Origin of the sequence: Streptomyces sp. R35 (assembly GCF_041053035.1) — a bacterium.
GTDB classification, from domain to species: domain Bacteria; phylum Actinomycetota; class Actinomycetes; order Streptomycetales; family Streptomycetaceae; genus Streptomyces; species Streptomyces lutosisoli.
In genome coordinates this window covers 3,347,246-3,364,364 of the sequence record NZ_CP163440.1, presented here as the reverse complement: position 1 = coordinate 3,364,364, position 17,119 = coordinate 3,347,246, and the positions used below count along the sequence as shown (strand labels likewise).

Below are 17,119 nucleotides of genomic sequence, written 5' to 3'. Positions count from 1 at the left end.
CGAAAGGTGCACGGAAGTGACGGGGTGCTGCGGCCTTTCTGTCCGAGTTGGCGGAGCGGGCAACGAGGGAGCGTGGTCCGGTCAGACTGGTCGGTGTGTCCGACAAGACGACCGGTGGACGGCCCGGCAATCTGCCCCCAGAGACACGAAGTTTCGTCGGGCGGCGGGATGAACTCGGCTGGTTGGACGAGGAGTTGGATCCCGGTGTCGGGATCGACCGGCTGGTGAGTCTTGTCGGGGTCGGTGGGGTCGGCAAGACCCGGCTCGCGCTGCGGGCCGCGGGCCGGGTCCGGGACGCGTACCCCGATGGCGTGTGGCTGGTGGAGCTCTCCCCGCTGCACACCGCCGGCCTGGTCGGCCTGGCCGTCGTCGAGGCGCTGCGGCTCGCGGACCAGTCGACGGGGCCGGTCACCGAGGTGGTCGCCGAATGGGCCAAGGGCAAGCGGCTGTTGCTGGTGCTCGACTCCTGCGAGCACGTCCTCGCGGACTGTGTGGCGTTGGCCGAGGCGCTGCTGCCGGTCCTGCCGGGGCTGCGCATCCTCGTCACCAGCCGGGAGCAGCTCGGGCTGCCGGGCGAACGCGTGCTGCGCCTGGACCCGCTGCCGGTCGCCGACGACGCGGTGGCCCTGTTCGCCGAACGAGCCGCCGACACCGGATTCACGCTCGACGACACCAACCGCGGCACGGTGGAAGCCGTCTGCCGCCGCCTCGACGGCATCCCGCTCGCCATCGAACTCGCCGCCGTCCGGCTCTCCGAGCTCTCGCTGGCCCAGCTGCACGGCCGCCTCGGCGAACGCCTGCCGTCCCGGCTCGACCTGCTCGCCGCGCGCGAGGGCGAGGGACCGCCGCGCCACCAGACACTGCGGACGGCCATCGGCTGGAGCCACGAACTGTGCGCTCCGCTGGAACGGCTGCTGTGGGCCCGCCTCTCGGTGTTCGCGGGCGGCTTCTGCGTGAGCGCCGCCGAGGAGGTCTGCGCGGGCGGCCCGCTGCCCGCCGGGCGGATCGCCGGACTGCTCGCCCGGCTCGTCGAGCAGTCGATCGTGCGGCGCCATCGCAGCGATCCGGTGCGCTACCGACTCCTCGACACCGTGCGGGAGTTCGGCGCCGACTGGCTGCGCGCACTCGGCGAGGAACACGCCGTACGGCTGCGCCACCGCGACCACTACCGGCGGCTGGCCCGCGAGGGCTGCGCCGAGTGGAACACCGGACGGCAGGTCGCGTGGTGCGAGCGCACCCTCACCGAACACGCCAACCTCCGCGCCGCCATGGACTGCGCGCTCACCGAACCCGACGGACGCGTCGCCCTGGAAATGGCGGCCGACGTCGGCTTCCTCTGGCGGCACTGCGGCTATCTGCGCGACGCCCAGCACTGCCTCGACCAGGCGCTCGCCACCGATCCGGGGCCGGGCCCCGACCTCACCCGCGCCCTGTGGACGCGCGGCGCGGTGGCACTGCTCCAGGGCGATCTGGAGGTCGCCGCGGACTGGGCGGTGCGCTGCGCCGACGCGGCGCGGGAGCAGGGCGATCCGGTGGCGGTGGTGGCCGCCGCGTACCTCACCGGCGGTCAACTGGCCCTGAGCGGCAAGCTGTCCCAGGCGATCGACGTGCTGTCCGCCACCCCCCGGCTGCCCATCCGGCCGGACGGGCTCGGGGCCGCCCAGCTCCAGGTCCGCGTGGCGCTCGCCTTCACCCACATGCTGCGGGGCGACCACGAGCGGGCGCGCGTGGTGGCCGAGGAGGTGCGCGAGGCCAGTGTGGCGTGCGGCGAGTCGTGGGCGGGCGCCTTCGCCGACGGGATCGTGGCCCAGGCGGACCTGGCCCGCGGCGACATCGGCGCGGCGGTCGGCAACGCCCGTACCGCCCTGGCCGGGCACGGCCTGCTGCACAACACCGTCGGCGCGGCCATGGCCCTCGACATCCTCGCCGCCGGGGTCGTCGCCGCCGGGGACGGCCACCGCGCGGCCCGCCTCCTCGGCATCGGCGAGAGCGTCTGGGCCCTCACCGGACGCGCCCAGATGGACTCACCCGACCTCATCGCCACCCGCCGCCGCCACGAGGTCCGCGTCCGTGAGGAGATCGGCGACAGGGCGTACGAGAAGGCGTACGGGGAGGGTCGCACCATGCCGTACGGGGAGGGGCTGGACTACGCGGCCCACGGGCACTGACAGGAAGTTCCTCGCCCCCGCCGCCCCTACCCGTCCCATCCTCCAGGGGCTCTGCTCCTTCGACCCCGTTCGGTTGTGTGTCGGGTGCGGGTGGGTGGGGGCTGGTCGCGCAGTTCCCCGCGCCCCTGAAGGCGCGGGGCTGCGCCCCGCGATCCCACGCCCGCCCCCCGTTTTTAGGGGCGCGGGGAACTGCGCAATCTTTTGGCGGGGGTCTGGGGGCGCAGCCCCCAGGGATGGGACGGGTAGGGGCGGAGGGGGCGAAACAAGCTGGTCACTGGCGGGGCGTCGGCCCGCCGAACGACAGGAACAGGGTGCGCGAGGTGAGCAGCCAGGCGTCGCCGGCCTTGCGGAAGGTGTCCTCGTAGTGCCCGACCTGGACGGGAGGCCCGGCCGGGACCATGCCGCCGGTGTGGCCGTCGACGCGGTAGGTCGTGAAGTACGAGGTGGCGGTGGCCGTCGTCGGTGAGTCCACGGTGACGAGGATGTTGGTCATCACGCGGCGCGAGAGCCGGTCCGCGGGCCGCCCGCCGAAGTAGTCCCGCAGTGCCTCGCGCCCCTTCACCGCCCGCTCGCCCTCCGGCCACTCCCAGGTGCCGTCCTCGGTGAACAGCTCGGCGACCGTGCCGGGTTCACCGAGGTCGAGACGGCGGACGAAGTCGAGGACGAGCCGTTCACAGGCGCGCTCGGCGAGGAGTTGTTCGAGGTCATCCATGATGCCCTTGCTATCAGCGGCGCACCCGGTGCGGCCAACGCATTAAACGGCCACGTACGTCACCGGATCGCTCCCCGCCACCGCCTCCGCGCGCCCCAGCTTCACCAGCCGGCGCACATGGGCCTCGGCCTCGGAGACCGCGATGTTCCTTGAGCCGTACGGGATTTGGTCCCAGGGGCGGTTCCACTCCATGCGCTCGGCGAGCTGCCAGGGGGTGAGCGGGGTGGAGATGAGGGCGAGCAGGCCGGTGAGGCGTTCCTCGTGGTGGGCGAGCAACTCCCGTACGCGGGACGGGGCGTCGGCGAACGCGTGCTGGTGGGCCGGCAGCACCTCGGCGGGGTCGAGGCGGCCGACGCGCTCCAGGGAGTCGAGGTAGTCGCCGAGGGGGTCGGCGATGGTGGCGTCGTCCGGATCCTCGTAGAGGCCGATGTGCGGGGTGATCCTCGGCAGGAGGTGGTCGCCGGAGAACAGGCGGCCGTGGCCCGGGAGTTGGGCGGGATGGTCCTCCTCCAGGTGGAGGCAGACATGGCCGGGTGTGTGGCCGGGGGTCCAGATCGCGCGCAGGCGGCGGCCGGGCAGGGCGAGGAGTTCGCCGGGGACGATCTCGCGGTCGGGGAGCGCGGGGGAGAAGCCGGGGAGGGTGCTGGGGCGGCGTACGGACGTGCGGGCCTCGCGCAGCGGGGCCACGTGTTCCTCGGGCGCGCCCGAGGCCGCCAGCTTGGCCGCCATGTACGCGAACCAGCGCTCGGGGCGGTTCTCGCGCGTCCGCCGGACGATCGCGGTGTCCGCCGCGTGCATCGCGATCCAGGCCCCGGACGCCTCGCGGACCTGGCCCGACAGGCCGTGGTGATCGGGGTGGTGGTGGGTGATGACCACGCCGTGGATCTCCGCGACGGAGGTGCCGCAGCCGGTGAGGCCCTCGACGAGGGTGTCCCAGGAGGTGGGGTCGTCCCAGCCCGTGTCGATCAGTACGGGGCCGCGGTCGGTGTCGACGACGTACACCAGGGTGTTGCCGAGGGGGTTGTCCGGGATGGGGACCCTGATCGACCGTACGCCCCCGCCGTGATCGGTCACCTGCGTCATGGGCTCCCACCAATCGCCGTGTTCCGGGCACTGTCCGGGCACTGTCCGGCCACTATAACTAGAACAGATTCCAATGGGTGCCCAAGTCGACCGTTTGGTGGAGAGGTTCGACCCGTGGACTCCGCTGACTAGAACTGGTATCAGTTCTCGTATCTGATGAAGCGTCAGAAGCGTCAGAGATCGTGGCGTGGAGCGTCCCCGGGAGGCAGTCGGCCATGACCGAGCTCGTGGAACACGGACAGCTGTTCATAGGCGGGGAGTTGACGGACCCCCTGGGCAAGGACGTCATCGAGGTGGTCTCGCCGCACACGGAAGAGGTCATCGGGCGGGTGCCGCACGCCTCGCCGGCGGACGTCGACCGGGCGGTCGCCGCCGCGCGCAAGGCGTTCGACGAGGGCCCCTGGCCGCGCATGAGCCTCGACGAGCGGATCGAGGTCGTCACCAGGATCAAGGACGGGATCGCCGTCCGGCATGAGGAGATCGCCCGCGTCATCTCCTCCGAGAACGGCTCCCCGTACTCCTGGAGCGTCCTCGCGCAGGCCCTCGGCGCGATGATGGTGTGGGACGCGGCGATCACGGTCGCCCGCGGCTATACGTACGAGGAGACGCGCGACGGAGTCCTCGGCAGGATCCTCGTCCGCCGTGAACCGGTGGGCGTGGTGGCGGCCGTGGTGCCGTGGAACGTTCCGCAGTTCGTGGCGGCGGCCAAGCTCGCGCCCGCGCTGCTGACCGGCTGCACGGTCGTACTGAAGCCGTCGCCCGAGTCGCCCCTGGACGCGTATCTGCTCGGGGAGATCGTGAAGGAGGCCGGGCTTCCCGAAGGTGTGCTGTCGATCCTCCCGGCGGACCGCGAGGTCAGCGAGTACCTGGTCGGACACCCGGACATCGACAAGGTCTCCTTCACCGGGTCGGTCGCGGCGGGCAGGCGCGTGATGGAGGTCGCCTCCCGCAACCTCACCCGGGTGACGCTGGAACTGGGCGGCAAGTCGGCGGCGGTCGTCCTGCCGGACGCGGACATCGCCACGTCCGTCCCCGGGATCGTCTCGGCGGCCTGGATGAACAACGGCCAGGCGTGTGTCGCGCAGACCCGCATCCTGCTGCCGCGCTCGCGCTACGACGAGTTCGCGGACGCCTTCGCCGCGGCGGCGAGCGCGTTGGTGGTCGGCGACCCGCTCGACCCGGCGACCCAGGTGGGCCCGCTGGTCGCGAAGCGCCAGCAGCAGCGCAACCTCGACTACATCCGCATCGGCCAGGAGGAAGGCGCCAAGATCCTCACCGGCGGCGGGCGTCCGCACGGGTTCGACCGCGGCTGGTACGTCGAGCCGACCCTCTTCGGAGACGTCGACAACTCCATGCGGATCGCGCGCGAGGAGATCTTCGGCCCGGTGATCTGTCTCCTCCCGTACGGCGACGAGAGCGAGGCCGTGAAGATCGCGAACGACTCGGACTACGGGCTGAGCGGCAGCGTCTGGACGGCGGACGTCGCCCATGGCATCGACATCGCCCGCCAGGTCCGTACCGGCACCTACTCCGTCAACACCTTCAGCCTCGACATGCTCGGCCCCTTCGGCGGCTACAAGAACTCGGGCCTGGGGCGGGAGTTCGGCCCCGAGGGCTACGGCGAGTTCCTGGAGCACAAGATGATCCATCTGCCGGCAGGCTGGGAGGCGTGAGGATGGGTGACCGCTGGCAGGTCGAGGTCGACCGCTCCGTCTGCATCGGCTCCGCCCAGTGCGTCCACCAGGCCCCCGACGCCTTCCGCCTCGACCCCGGCATGCAGTCCCATCCGGTCGACCCGGAGACCGACGCCAACGAGAAGATCCTGGGGGCGGCGGAGGGCTGCCCGGTGGAGGCCATCATGATCACGCTGCTGGGGAGCGGGGAGCCGGTATTCCCGCCGGAGGACTGATGCCGGGCGATTTCGGAAAAAAGTCCCCTTTGGGGGGTTCCATAATGCTCTGGGCGTTCTATTCTGGAAGGGCCTACGGGGCGAGTGAGGGAGTTCGACCGGAGTAGCCGACTTTGGCGAGACGCAGCAGTACCAGCAGTATCAGCATCCGCTGGGGCCGACGTCGACGGTCGAGCTGAGAGGCTGGAAGGCAGTGGTTGGGCCGGAAGGCGACCCCTAACACCTGATCCGGGTAATGCCGGCGAAGGGAACCCGTCTCGTAGGTTTTCGCGTGCCCGCGCAGGGGTGCGCGTGCCCGCGCCAGGCCCCGTCCCTGGCGCTCCTACCGTTCCTGCCGCTCGTCTCCTACTGCTCGTCCGGGGTCGTCAGATCGATCAGGCGGCATACCGTCTCGATGTCGATCTTGACCTGGGCGATGGACGCGCGGCCGGAGAGCCAGGTGATCAGGGCCGAGTGCCAGGTGTGCTCGATGACGCGGACGGCGGAGAGCTGGGCGGGGGTGGGGTCGTCGAGACCCATCGCGTCCAGGATGATCACCGTGGTCTGCCGGGAGACCTGGTCGACCTCGGGGCTGACGCTGCGGTCCGCGAAGGTGAGCGCGCGGACCATGGCGTCGGCGAGGTGCGGCTCGCGCTGCAGGGCGCGGAACGCCCGCATCAGGGTCTCCGCCACCCGCTCCGCCGCGGTGTCCCCGGCCGGCGGCTTTTTGCGCAGCGTGCCGTGCATGTGCTCCAGCTGGTCCTGCATCGTGGCGACCAGCAGGTGGACCTTCGAGGGGAAGTAGCGGTAGAGCGTGCCCAGGGCGACCTGCGACGACTCCGCGACCTCGCGCATCTGCACCGCGTCGAAGCCGCCCCGGCTGGCCAGCTGCGCGCTCGCGTGCAGGATCCGGCGGCGGCGCGCTTCCTGCCGCTCGGTGAGCGGAGGAGAGGCGGGGTGAGGGGCGGGGTGCGTGGGGGAGGGCGCGGGGGCGTGCGACGCCGGTCGCGGGGTCGGTTGCGACGCCGGTCGCGCGTTCTTCGAGTCCGCCTTGGCTTCCGCAGGCATGGGTCCGTTCCGTGACATCAGCGAGAGGGAGCGAGGAGTCAGCATGGCAGGGCTTCGCGTCGTCGCGCGAATCATCGGACCCAGTCACTCCGGTTGGCATTCCGTCGTGGCGTGAATCACCTGATCCACCGCTCACAGCGGCGCTACCTGCCGGTAGATTCAGTGCTCCTTGAACGATCAAGTCTGAAACTTGTTCTAGATTAGCGTCCCGGCGTAATCTCGCGGGAAAGTGCAGGGAGAAGGGGGCCGGAAGTGACCGCTGAGGCCATGGAGGCGGGCCCCGGGAAGGGTGTGGCCGCCGACGGCGACCGGCCCCTGCGCATCGCGCTCCTGACGTACAAGGGAAACCCGTTCTGCGGCGGTCAGGGCGTGTACGTACGGCACCTCTCGCGCGAGCTCGCCCGCCTCGGCCACGGCGTCGAGGTCATCGGCTCCCAGCCCTACCCCGTGCTCGACGAGGGCGAGGACCTCGAAGGTCTCTCCCTCACCGAACTGCCCAGCCTCGACCTGTACCGCCAGCCCGACCCCTTTCGCACCCCCCAGCGGGACGAGTACCGCGACTGGGTCGACGCCCTGGAGGTCGGCACGATGTGGACCGGCGGCTTCCCCGAGCCGCTGACCTTCTCGCTGCGCGCCCGCCGCCATCTGCGGGCCCGGCGCGGCGACTTCGACGTCGTCCACGACAACCAGACCCTCGGCTACGGCCTGTTGGGCGACGTGGGCGCGCCGCTCGTCACCACCATCCACCACCCCATCACCGTCGACCGGCAGCTGGAGCTGGACGCGGCCGAGGGCTGGAAGCGCCGCGCGTCCGTACGCCGCTGGTACGCCTTCACCCGCATGCAGAAGCGCGTCGCGCGCCGCCTGCCGTCCGTGCTCACCGTCTCCGGCACCTCACGCCAGGAGATCGTCGACCACCTGGGTGTGGCCCAGGACCGTATCCACGTCGTCCACATCGGCGCGGACACCGACCTTTTCTCGCCGGATCCGGCGGTACGGCAGGTGCCGGGCCGCATCGTGACGACGTCCAGCGCGGACGTCCCGCTCAAGGGGCTCGTCTTCCTCGTCGAGGCGCTCGCGAAGGTGCGCACCGAGCACCCCGGCGCCCACCTCGTCGTCGTCGGCAAGCGCGCCGAGGACGGGCCCGTCGCGCAGGCCATCGAGCGGTACGGCCTCGAAGGCGCCGTCGAGTTCGTCAAGGGCATCTCGGACGCCGAACTCGTCGACCTCGTCCGCTCGGCCGAAGTCGCCTGCGTGCCCTCCCTGTACGAGGGGTTCTCCCTCCCCGCCGCCGAGGCCATGGCCACCGGTACGCCCCTGGTGGCCACCACCGGCGGAGCGATCCCGGAGGTCGCCGGACCCGACGGCGAGACCTGCCTCGCGGTACCCCCCGGCGACTCGGGCGCCCTGGCCGCCGCCCTGAGCCGACTCCTGGGCGACCCGGAGCTGCGGGTACGCCTCGGCGTCGCCGGCCGCGCCCGCGTACTGGACCGCTTCACCTGGGCCCGAGCCGCCCAGGGCACGGTGGCCCACTACCGCGAGGCGATGGCCCTCTCCGAGCGCACACCACCCCACCGCTCCGCGCCGCGCCCCAGCCGCTCCGCGCCCCCGACTCCCGACCGCTCCGCGGCCGCCCACAGCGATGTCGCCCCCGGCGAATCCGTCAAAGACGTTGCTGAAGAAGTAGTTGTAGCCAACCGCGAAAGCAGGGCCACGTGCTGACCGTCGACTTCTCCCGGTTCCCGCTCGCCCCGGGCGACCGCGTCCTGGACCTCGGCTGCGGTGCCGGCCGGCACGCGTTCGAGTGCTATCGGCGGGGAGCACAGGTCGTCGCCCTTGACCAGAACGCCGAGGAGATCCGCGAGGTCGCCAAGTGGTTCGCGGCGATGAAGGAGGCGGGCGAGGCGCCCGCCGGCGCCACCGCGACGGCCATGGAGGGCGACGCCCTCGCGCTGCCCTTCCCCGACGAGTCCTTCGACGTCGTGATCATCTCCGAGGTCATGGAGCACATCCCGGACGACAAGGGTGTCCTCGCGGAGATGGTCCGGGTGCTGAAGCCGGGCGGCCGCATCGCGATCACCGTCCCGCGCTACGGCCCGGAGAAGGTCTGCTGGACGCTGTCCGACGCGTACCACGAGGTCGAGGGCGGCCACATCCGCATCTACAAGGCGGACGAGCTGCTGGGCAAGATCAGGGAAGCCGGGCTCAAGCCGTACGGCACCCACCACGCCCACGCCCTCCACTCCCCGTACTGGTGGCTGAAGTGCGCGTTCGGCGTCGACAACGACAAGGCGCTGCCCGTGCGGGCGTACCACAAGCTCCTGGTCTGGGACATCATGAAGAAACCGCTGGCCACGCGGGTCGCCGAGCAGGCACTGAACCCGCTGATGGGCAAGAGCTTCGTGGCGTACGCGACCAAGCCGCACCTGCCCGTCGACACCGCCGCGGTGGACGCTTCGTGACCACGCCCCGGACAGAACACCTCGTCCTGCCCGGGGTCCTCACCGCCGAGGAGGCTGCCGCCACGGTGCGCGGGATCCTCGGGGTGCAGCGGCCGGACGGCGCCATACCGTGGTTCCGGGGGCACCACCTCGACCCGTGGGACCACACCGAGGCGGCCATGGCGCTGGACGCGGCGGGGGAGCACGAGGCCGCCGAGCGGGCGTACGAGTGGCTCGCGCGGCATCAGAACGAGGACGGTTCCTGGTACGCGGCGTACCAGGACGGGGCCCACGACGACGTCACCGACCGCGGCCGTGAGACCAACTTCTGCGCGTACCTGGCGGTGGGCGTCTGGCACCACTACCTCGCCACGGGCGACGACACGTTCCTGGACCGGATGTGGCCGTCCGTCTACGCGGCCGTGGAGTTCGTGCTGCGGCTCCAGCAGCCGGGCGGGCAGATCGGCTGGAAGCGCGAGGACGACGGCACGGCGGTCAACGACGCGCTGCTGACCGGGAGTTCGTCGATCCATCACGCGCTGCGCTGTGCGCTGGCCATCGCCGAGCAGCGGGAAGAGCCGCAGCCCGACTGGGAGTTGGCGGTCGGGGCGCTGCGGCACGCGATCCGCAGGCACCCCGAGCGGTTCCTCGACAAGGACCGCTACTCGATGGACTGGTACTACCCGGTGCTCGGTGGCGCGTTGACGGGCGCCGAGGCCAAGTCCCGTATCGAGGAGGGCTGGGACCGTTTCGTCGTCCCCGGGTTCGGTGTCCGCTGCGTGGTCCCCAACCCGTGGGTGACCGGCGGCGAATCGGCCGAACTGGCCCTCGCTCTCTGGGCGGTGGGCGAGTCCGACCGTGCCCTGGAGATCCTCCAGTCCATCCAGCACCTGCGCGACCCGAAGACCGGCCTGTACTGGACGGGTTTCGTCTTCGAGGACCGCGCGATCTGGCCCGAGGAACTCACCACCTGGACCGCGGGCTCCCTGCTCCTGGCGGTGGCCGCGCTGGGGGGCGACGAGCCCACCTGTGCGGTGTTCGGGGGCGAGCGTCTGCCGCGGGGCTTGGACCCGGACTGCTGCGGGTAGCCGGCCGAGGGGTTTTTCGCCCCCGCCGCCCCTACCCGTCCCATCCCGTTCCTGGGGCTCCGCCCCAGACCCCGTAGGTGGGTTCTTCGGCTGCGGGTGGGTGGGGGCTTGTCGCGCAGTTCCCCGCGCCCCTAAAGGCGCGGGGCTTCGCCCCGCGATTCCCTGCCCGCCCTGGTTCGTCGGCTGCGGGCCGGTGGGGGTTGTTCGCGCAGTTCCCCGCGCCCCTTAAGGGGCGCGGGGAACTGCGCAATCTTTTAGGGGGGTCTGGGGGCGCAGCCCCCAGGAACGGGATGGGACGGGTAGGGGCGGCGGGGGCGAGGAAACCCCGTCGGGAACCCGAACGGGTTCGCTCGGGTGGCGCAGTCGCGGGGGCCGGGTGAGGCTGCCGGGAGAACCGTTCCCTTTCCGGAGGACCCCGTGCCCGTACCGATACGGCGCCTGATCGTGGCGCTCACCCTCAGCTGCGCTCTGCTCGCCGGCGCCACCGCATGTGGCGGTGGCGGCACCTCCCAGGACACCGTGGCGGTGGCGCCGGCGGCCGCGAGCCAGACCCCGACCCCGACCACCTCTGTGGAGAAACAGAAGTTCGCCAAGACCCGCTTCGTGGCGAACGCGGGGCTCGCGGCCGGAGCGACCTACCAGTGGATCGTGAAGCCCTGGAAGGCCGGCAAGTTCAAGAAGGGCGCGAAGGGCCGTACTTTCGCGCTGGTCAAGGCGGGGCTCGCGGGCACCTTCGCGTACAACCGGCTCAAGGCGGCCGTGAAGAACGCCCAGGGCGACCCCCTGCTCTCCAAGGCCATCGCCCCGCTCACGGCGGGCATCGACGCCCTCAAGGACCTGCCGTCCAAGCTGCGCAAGGGCGATGGCTCGGCCGCCGGTTCCTTCGAGGACATCATCAACCAGGTGAAGGACGCCGGTAAGAGCGCGGGCGCCGAGGTCAAGGACCAGGTGCCGTCGGCCTCCCAGCTCTCGGGCGGCTGAGCCCCGGCTATGTGTTGAGGTCCGCCAGCACACGTAGCGTGTGCGGGTCCGGTGACAGGACCAGAAGGTCGGTCACCGGACCCTTGCGCCACAACTCCAGCCGCTCGGCGATGCGTTCACGCGGGCCGACGAGTGAGATCTCGTCCGCGAAGGCGTCCGGGACGGCGAGGACGGCCTCCTCGCGGCGCCCTTCAAGGAACAGCCGCTGAATCCTGCGCGCCTCCTCCTCGAAGCCCATGCGCGCCATCAGGTCGGCGTGGAAGTTGCGCGCGGCGTGCCCCATCCCGCCGATGTAGAAGCCGAGCATCGCCTTGACGGGCAGCAGCCCTTCGGCGACGTCGTCGCAGACGTGGGCGCGGGCCATGGGCGCCACGAGGAAGCCTTCGGGCAGGTCCGTCAGTGACGCCTCGTACGCCTGGGGCCGCGTCGGCGACCAGTACAGCGGCAGCCAGCCGTCCGCGATCCGGGTGGTCTGCGCGATGTTCTTCGGACCCTCGGCGCCGAGCAGGACGGGCAGTTCGGCGCGCAGGGGGTGGGTGATCGGCTTCAGCGCCTTGCCGAGGCCCGTGCCGTCGGCGCCTCGGTAGGGATGGGAGTGGAAACGCCCGTCCAGTTCAACGGGCGCCTCACGCCTGAGGACTTGGCGTACGACATCGACGTACTCCCGTGTCGCGGTCAGCGGAGACTTCGGGAACGGGCGCCCGTACCAGCCCTCGACGACCTGCGGCCCCGACAGGCCGAGGCCGAGCATCATGCGCCCGCCGGAGAGGTGGTCGAGCGTGAGCGCGTGCATCGCGGTGGTGGTGGGGGAGCGGGCGGCCATCTGCGCGATGGCCGTGCCGAGTTGGATGCGGGACGTCTGCGCGGCGATCCAGGTGAGCGGGGTGAAGGCGTCGGAGCCCCAGGACTCGGAGGTCCACACGGAGTGGTAGCCGAGACGCTCCGCCTCCAGGGCGAGCGGCACATGGTCCGCCGAGGGGCCGCGGCCCCAGTAGCCGAGTGCGAGACCGAGCCGCATGTCGCCTCCAGAGCCAGTTGCCTGACGGACCATCAGCCAATGTGCCAACGTGCCAACGGGAACGGGGTGCGACTGTACGACAACGGCCCCCCACCCGGAAGGGCGAGGGGCCGCGGGGGAAGCGGGCGGCTTCTAGCCGCGCTGGATCCCCGACATGTCCTGAAGCACACCACGACGGCCGTCCTGCGTCTGCGCCACCAGGGTGGCACCGCGCTGCTCGACGGCCAGGTACCAGGTGCCCGGCGCCAGTTCGGCGATCGGCGTCGGCGAACCGTCCTCCGCGAACAGCGGACGCGCCACCGGCACGGCGAACCAGAACGGCGAGAAGTCCTGCGCGGCGGGCTGCTGCGCCTGCGGGGCCGACGGCTGCGGCTGAGACGGACCACCGAACGGCTGCCCCGGCCCCTGCTGCGGCTGTGCGCCGTAGGGCTGACCCGGCTGCGGAGCGCCCGGGTAGCCGTAACCACCCTGCGGCTGACCGCCGTAGGGCTGCGGGGCGATGGGCTTGGGGGCGCCGACGAGGGCGGCGCTCAGCGCCGGGACGAGCGGGGTGGCGATCGCGGCGGCGGCCAGCAGCAGGGCGGCGATCAGGCCGAGGATCAGCCCCGAGCCCGCGCCGACGTTCGCGCTGTCGTAGGCGTCGCTGAACGCGCCCAGCGGATCGAGGATCGTCCAGAACGAGGTCCACGCGGCGAAGAGGGTCAGGGCCACGCCGAGCTGACCGAGTTCGAGTCCGATGACCTTGCGCGGCTGCGGGAGCGAGCGGGCGACAACGATCAGAGCCGCACCGACGATGCCACCGATATACATGCTCATTACGAGGCCCAGGCTGTCCCAGGCGTTGAGGGTGCCGCTGCCGGAGCTGTCGAACGTGTCGAGGAACGACGCGATGAACAGCAACACCGCTGCTCCGATCACCACGCCGTCGCCTCGAGTGAGGGAGCGGATATTCACTTCAGGTCCTTCGTCAGTCGTCTCGTCGTCGGTGGAGGCATCGCTGTCACCGTGTCGCCGTCATGGTGACGCCGTCAGGACGCGGTGTGAAGCGCGGGGGTGGCCCCTCATCGTAGGCATGACACTATCGCCCGTTCGATCAGGGTGTCCGCCCGGTTCGATCCGTTGATCGCTACCCGTGCAGGAAACTCACGATTCCCTCAGAGATCCCACGCGCCGCCTTCTGCCGCCACGCGCCGCTGGTCAGCTGCGCAGCATCCTTGCTATCGCGCATGTTGCCGCACTCGATGAACACCTTCGGAACCGTTGACAGATTGAGACCGCCGAGATCCTTTCGGACCACGAGTCCGGTGCCGTCACCGACGTAGTTGGAGGGGGCGCTGCCCGTCTCGCGGACGAACAGGCCCGCGATGCGCTCGCCCAGATCGCGCGACGGGGCGACGATCGCGCGGGTGTCGGCGATGCCCGCGTGGACGGATCCCGGAAGGATCACATGGAAGCCGCGGTTGCCGGCCGCCGAGCCGTCCGCGTGGATCGAGACGACCGCGTCCGCGTGCGCCTTGTCACCGATCTTGGCCCGCTCGTCGACACACGGCCCCCAGGCCCGGTCGCCGTCCTGGGTGAACTTCACCGTGGCGCCCTGCTGTTGAAGCAGCGTGCGCACCCGGCGCGCGACGTCGAGCGTGAACTGGGCCTCGGTGTAACCCGCGTTGGTCGACGTACCGGTGGTGTCGCACTCCTTCAAGTTCGTGCCGATGTCCACCTTGCGGCTGATGTCGGCGGAGTGCTGGAAGTTGCCGGGGTTGTGCCCGGGGTCGATGACGACGACCTTGCCCTTGAGGGGGCCGGAGGCGGCGGGGCCGGACGAGGAGACGGTCGGGCTCGGTGACGTACTCGCGGTCGCCTTGCCGGCGTCCGTCGCGGAAGCCGTCGTGGACACCGAGGGAGAGCCGGGCGCCGAGGACGACGCCCCGGATCCCGCCTTGTCCGACCCGCCCCCGTCACCCGAGTCGCTGCCCACCGCCTGCCACACCAGCCACCCGGCCAGCGCCCCTGGCACGAGCGCGGCGATCGCGACGGTGAGCGGCCCGCGCCGGGAGCGGCGCGGCTGGGGCGGATCGAAGTCAGGGCCTACGTACGACACGCCTGCCACCCTACGGGGCGTCCTGGTGGTCCGCAGTGTCCAGGGGGTGGCCCGCGTGATGCCCCGCGTTTTACCCAGTGAGCAATAGAGGTAGGGCTACCGTCGAGGAACGCGGGTGCATGACGGGAATGACGTGGCCGAGCAGCGGAACACCGGGATCTTCGGCCGCGGACGCGACAGGCAGGAGCGTGAAGCATGGACGGGCTACGCCTGGAACGGCGGGACGCCGGCGATCTGGACGATGTGCGGCACGAGCTCCTCGACGTGTACGCCGAGATCTACGCGGACCGGCTCGGCGAGGAGTTCCACAGCATCGAGCGGTTCGACGAGCGGCTCGGCTGGAACACCGAAGTAGCCGGTTTCGGTGCCGTCGTCGGCTACCTCGACGACATCCCGGTCGGCTACGCCTACGGGTGCACACTGCCGGCCGACACCCACTGGTGGGACGGCCTGTGGACGCCCGCGCCCGAAAGAAGCGCAACCACCGAGACCGGCGCCCGCACGTTCGCCCTCTCGGAGCTCAAGGTGGTCGAGAAGCTTCGCGGTACGGGAGCGGCACGCCAAGTCCACGACGAACTGCTGCGCGACCGGAGCGAGGAGCGGGTGACCCTGCTCGTCGAGCGCGACCACCCCGAGGCGCGGGCCCTGTACGAGGGCTGGGGGTATCGGTGGTTCGGCGAGATCATGCCGTTCCCCGACGCGCCCTTGTACGACGCGATGATGCTGGACCTGCGCTGAACGTGTGGGCGTCCGGCGCCCTCAGATCCCTGCTCCCGTTCGCCGCAGCACGCGCAACGAGTCGGCCACCGAGACCTCGGTGAACGCGCCGGACTCCAGGGCCCTGAGGTAGACGCGGTACGGGGCCTGGCCGGTGAACTCGTCGGCCGGGTCCGGGAACACGTCGTGGATCACGAGGAGGCCGCCCTCGGCGACGTGCGGCGCCCAGCCCTCGTAGTCGCCGTTCGCGTGCTCGTCCGTGTGGCCGCCGTCGATGAAGACGAAGCCGAGCGGCGTCTGCCAGAAGGCGGCGATCTGCGGGGAGCGGCCGACCACGGCGACCACGTGGTCCTCCAGGCCCGCCCGGTGGAGGGTGCGGCGGAACGTGGGGAGCGTGTCCATCAGGCCGATCTCGGGATCGACCGTCTCCGGGTCGTGGTACTCCCACCCCGGCTGCTGCTCCTCGCTGCCCCGGTGGTGGTCCACCGTGATCGCGGTCACGCCCGCCTCGCGCGCCGCGTCCGCGAGCAGGATCGTGGAGCGCCCGCAGTACGTGCCGACCTCCAGGAGCGGCAGCCCGAGCCGCCCGGCCTCGACGGCCGCCTCGTACAGCGCGAGCCCCTCGCGGAGCGGCATAAACCCCTTCGCGGCCTCGAAGGCGGCGAGGATCTCGGGCTTGGGTGCCGCGGGCATGGGGTTCCTCCTGCGTGTACGGGTCTTCGGTGTTCGTGTGTGTCTTCGGTCTTCGTGCGGGTCTTCGGGTCTGCGGGACACATGGTGGCACGGCGCTCCATCCGTCTGCCCCGGCGGCTTGACCTCAACCAAGGTTGATGTCCGAGGCTTCTGTCCATGGCCGATGACACAGTTCATGCCGAGACGGTTCATGACGACACGGTTCGCGACGTGGCAGCTCATGACGAGACGGTTCAGTGGATCAGTGACCGCGCTCACCCCCTTGCTGTGCTGGACCCCGAAGCGCCGTACAGCGACCCCCTCCCGTTGGCCGGCCTCGTGGGCGACGCCCAGGTCGTGGCTCTCGGCGCGTCGAGCCGTCAGGCCCACGAGCTGGCCATGGCCTCGTCCGGTGTCATCCGGCAGCTCGTCGAGGAGCTGGGCTTCCGCTCGGTCGCGCTGGAGGCGGCCGACACGTCGGGCCTCGGACTCGACGAGTACCTCCGCACCGGAACCGGTGACCCGCGGGCCCTGCTGTCCGAGGCGCGGCCGTTCCTGCGGACCGAGGAGATCCTCGACACCGTGCGGTGGATGCGCGAGTTCAACCGCAGCCACCCGGACGACCAGGTCCGCTTCGCCGGTACCGTCCCGCGGCCGCTGCGGAAGCCCTCCGGGCTCGACGCTCTCGCCGGCATCGAGCTGAGCATGGCCGAGGACCTGATCGAGTGGCACGAACGGACCGGGGACAAGATCGTCTACTGGGGCGGCATGGTGCACACCGCCAAGGGCGACCGGCGGACCATCTCCCCCTCGGCCACACCGACGGCCCACCGCAACGCGGGCGGCCATCTGCGCGAGCGCTTCGGAGCGGGGTTCGTGTCCATCGGGCTGATGTTCCAGCACGGCAGGGTCCCGTACCCGGTCCCGGCCCCGCCGCCGGAGTTCGCCGAAACAGTGCTGGGAGACGTCGGACTGCCCGCGTACCTCCTGGACCTGCGCGGCGACGCCCCGGAGCGGGTGCGGAACTGGCTGGGCACGCCGGCGAGGACGCGACTGATCGGACCGCACTTCCATGCCGAGACCAGCGCCGACAACTTCATGGCCGGTGGATCGCTCGGAGAGTGGTTCGACGCGATCCTTCATGTGCGGGAGGTCACTTCGGCCCGGTTCCTGCCGTGAGACGCA

The 17,119-nt window shown here is 71.1% G+C and carries 16 protein-coding genes and 1 riboswitch; of the genes, 9 read left to right on the top strand and 7 right to left on the bottom strand.

Annotation, left to right across the window (positions count from 1 at the left end; all coding sequences use genetic code 11):
- The first annotated feature begins 95 nt into the window (after positions 1-95).
- Complete coding sequence (locus AB5J50_RS15495) at positions 96-2,168, top strand: NB-ARC domain-containing protein (protein ID WP_369258459.1); 2,073 nt, start codon at positions 96-98, stop codon at positions 2,166-2,168.
- Positions 2,169-2,439: 271 nt separating this feature from the next.
- On the opposite strand, the gene AB5J50_RS15490 is transcribed toward AB5J50_RS15495, so the two are convergent.
- Together AB5J50_RS15490 and AB5J50_RS15485 are read right to left on the bottom strand one after the other, a co-directional pair.
- Entirely contained in the window at positions 2,440-2,880 is a 441-nt protein-coding gene (locus tag AB5J50_RS15490; protein WP_369258457.1) for a nuclear transport factor 2 family protein, read from the bottom strand.
- A 42-nt stretch (positions 2,881-2,922) separates the two neighbouring features.
- A complete protein-coding gene (locus tag AB5J50_RS15485) occupies positions 2,923-3,963 on the bottom strand; it encodes an MBL fold metallo-hydrolase (RefSeq protein WP_327428326.1) in 1,041 nt (346 codons plus the stop codon).
- A 215-nt stretch (positions 3,964-4,178) separates the two neighbouring features.
- Here AB5J50_RS15485 and AB5J50_RS15480 point away from each other — a divergent pair, with 215 nt between their 5' ends.
- Both AB5J50_RS15480 and AB5J50_RS15475 read left to right on the top strand, forming a co-directional pair.
- Entirely contained in the window at positions 4,179-5,636 is a 1,458-nt protein-coding gene (locus AB5J50_RS15480) for an aldehyde dehydrogenase (protein WP_369258455.1), read from the top strand.
- Positions 5,637-5,638: 2 nt separating this feature from the next.
- Positions 5,639-5,872 (top strand): ferredoxin, encoded by a 234-nt coding sequence (locus AB5J50_RS15475; protein ID WP_327428324.1) that lies wholly within the window; start codon positions 5,639-5,641, stop codon positions 5,870-5,872.
- A 76-nt stretch (positions 5,873-5,948) separates the two neighbouring features.
- A riboswitch (TPP riboswitch) is annotated at positions 5,949-6,139 on the top strand.
- Positions 6,140-6,217: 78 nt separating this feature from the next.
- Here the strand turns inward: AB5J50_RS15475 and AB5J50_RS15470 are convergent.
- Positions 6,218-6,919 (bottom strand): TetR family transcriptional regulator, encoded by a 702-nt coding sequence (locus AB5J50_RS15470; RefSeq protein WP_369258452.1) that lies wholly within the window; start codon positions 6,917-6,919, stop codon positions 6,218-6,220.
- A 252-nt stretch (positions 6,920-7,171) separates the two neighbouring features.
- On the opposite strand from AB5J50_RS15470, the gene AB5J50_RS15465 reads away from it, so the two are divergent.
- The 4 genes from AB5J50_RS15465 (at position 7,172) to AB5J50_RS15450 (ending at position 11,429) form a co-directional block, all read left to right on the top strand.
- Complete coding sequence (locus AB5J50_RS15465; protein ID WP_369258450.1) at positions 7,172-8,641, top strand: glycosyltransferase family 4 protein; 1,470 nt, start codon at positions 7,172-7,174, stop codon at positions 8,639-8,641.
- Positions 8,635-9,381: a class I SAM-dependent methyltransferase gene (locus AB5J50_RS15460; RefSeq protein WP_327428321.1), complete on the top strand. Its 747-nt coding sequence runs from the start codon at positions 8,635-8,637 to the stop codon at positions 9,379-9,381. The genes AB5J50_RS15465 and AB5J50_RS15460 overlap by 7 nt, the downstream gene beginning before the upstream one ends.
- A complete protein-coding gene (locus AB5J50_RS15455) occupies positions 9,378-10,448 on the top strand; it encodes a prenyltransferase/squalene oxidase repeat-containing protein (protein WP_369258448.1) in 1,071 nt (356 codons plus the stop codon). Before AB5J50_RS15460 ends, AB5J50_RS15455 begins: the two co-directional genes overlap by 4 nt.
- 417 nt (positions 10,449-10,865) lie before the next feature.
- A complete protein-coding gene (locus AB5J50_RS15450) occupies positions 10,866-11,429 on the top strand; it encodes a hypothetical protein (protein WP_369258446.1) in 564 nt (187 codons plus the stop codon).
- 7 nt (positions 11,430-11,436) lie between these two features.
- Here AB5J50_RS15450 and AB5J50_RS15445 read toward each other — a convergent pair whose 3' ends face one another.
- The 3 genes from AB5J50_RS15445 to AB5J50_RS15435 all read right to left on the bottom strand — a co-directional run bounded on the left by AB5J50_RS15445 (position 11,437) and on the right by AB5J50_RS15435 (position 14,545).
- The gene (locus tag AB5J50_RS15445; RefSeq protein WP_369258444.1) at positions 11,437-12,447 is read right to left on the bottom strand and encodes an LLM class F420-dependent oxidoreductase; all 1,011 of its coding nucleotides are present in this window, start codon (positions 12,445-12,447) and stop codon (positions 11,437-11,439) included.
- A 132-nt stretch (positions 12,448-12,579) separates the two neighbouring features.
- Positions 12,580-13,401, bottom strand: a complete 822-nt coding sequence (locus AB5J50_RS15440) for a hypothetical protein (RefSeq protein WP_369258442.1) — start codon at positions 13,399-13,401, stop codon at positions 12,580-12,582.
- A 172-nt stretch (positions 13,402-13,573) separates the two neighbouring features.
- The gene (locus AB5J50_RS15435; protein ID WP_369258440.1) at positions 13,574-14,545 is read right to left on the bottom strand and encodes an N-acetylmuramoyl-L-alanine amidase; all 972 of its coding nucleotides are present in this window, start codon (positions 14,543-14,545) and stop codon (positions 13,574-13,576) included.
- A 195-nt stretch (positions 14,546-14,740) separates the two neighbouring features.
- Between AB5J50_RS15435 and AB5J50_RS15430 the strand changes: the two genes are divergently transcribed.
- Positions 14,741-15,283, top strand: coding sequence for a GNAT family N-acetyltransferase (locus tag AB5J50_RS15430; protein ID WP_369258438.1), 543 nt, complete (start codon positions 14,741-14,743; stop codon positions 15,281-15,283).
- 21 nt (positions 15,284-15,304) lie between these two features.
- On the opposite strand, the gene AB5J50_RS15425 is transcribed toward AB5J50_RS15430, so the two are convergent.
- Positions 15,305-15,955 carry a class I SAM-dependent methyltransferase gene (locus AB5J50_RS15425; RefSeq protein ID WP_369258436.1) on the bottom strand — a complete coding sequence of 217 codons (651 nt, stop codon included), beginning with the start codon at positions 15,953-15,955 and terminating at the stop codon, positions 15,305-15,307.
- Between the two features lie 210 nt (positions 15,956-16,165).
- Here AB5J50_RS15425 and AB5J50_RS15420 point away from each other — a divergent pair, with 210 nt between their 5' ends.
- Entirely contained in the window at positions 16,166-17,113 is a 948-nt protein-coding gene (locus AB5J50_RS15420) for an erythromycin esterase family protein (RefSeq protein WP_369258434.1), read from the top strand.
- The last annotated feature ends 6 nt before the right edge of the window (positions 17,114-17,119 follow it).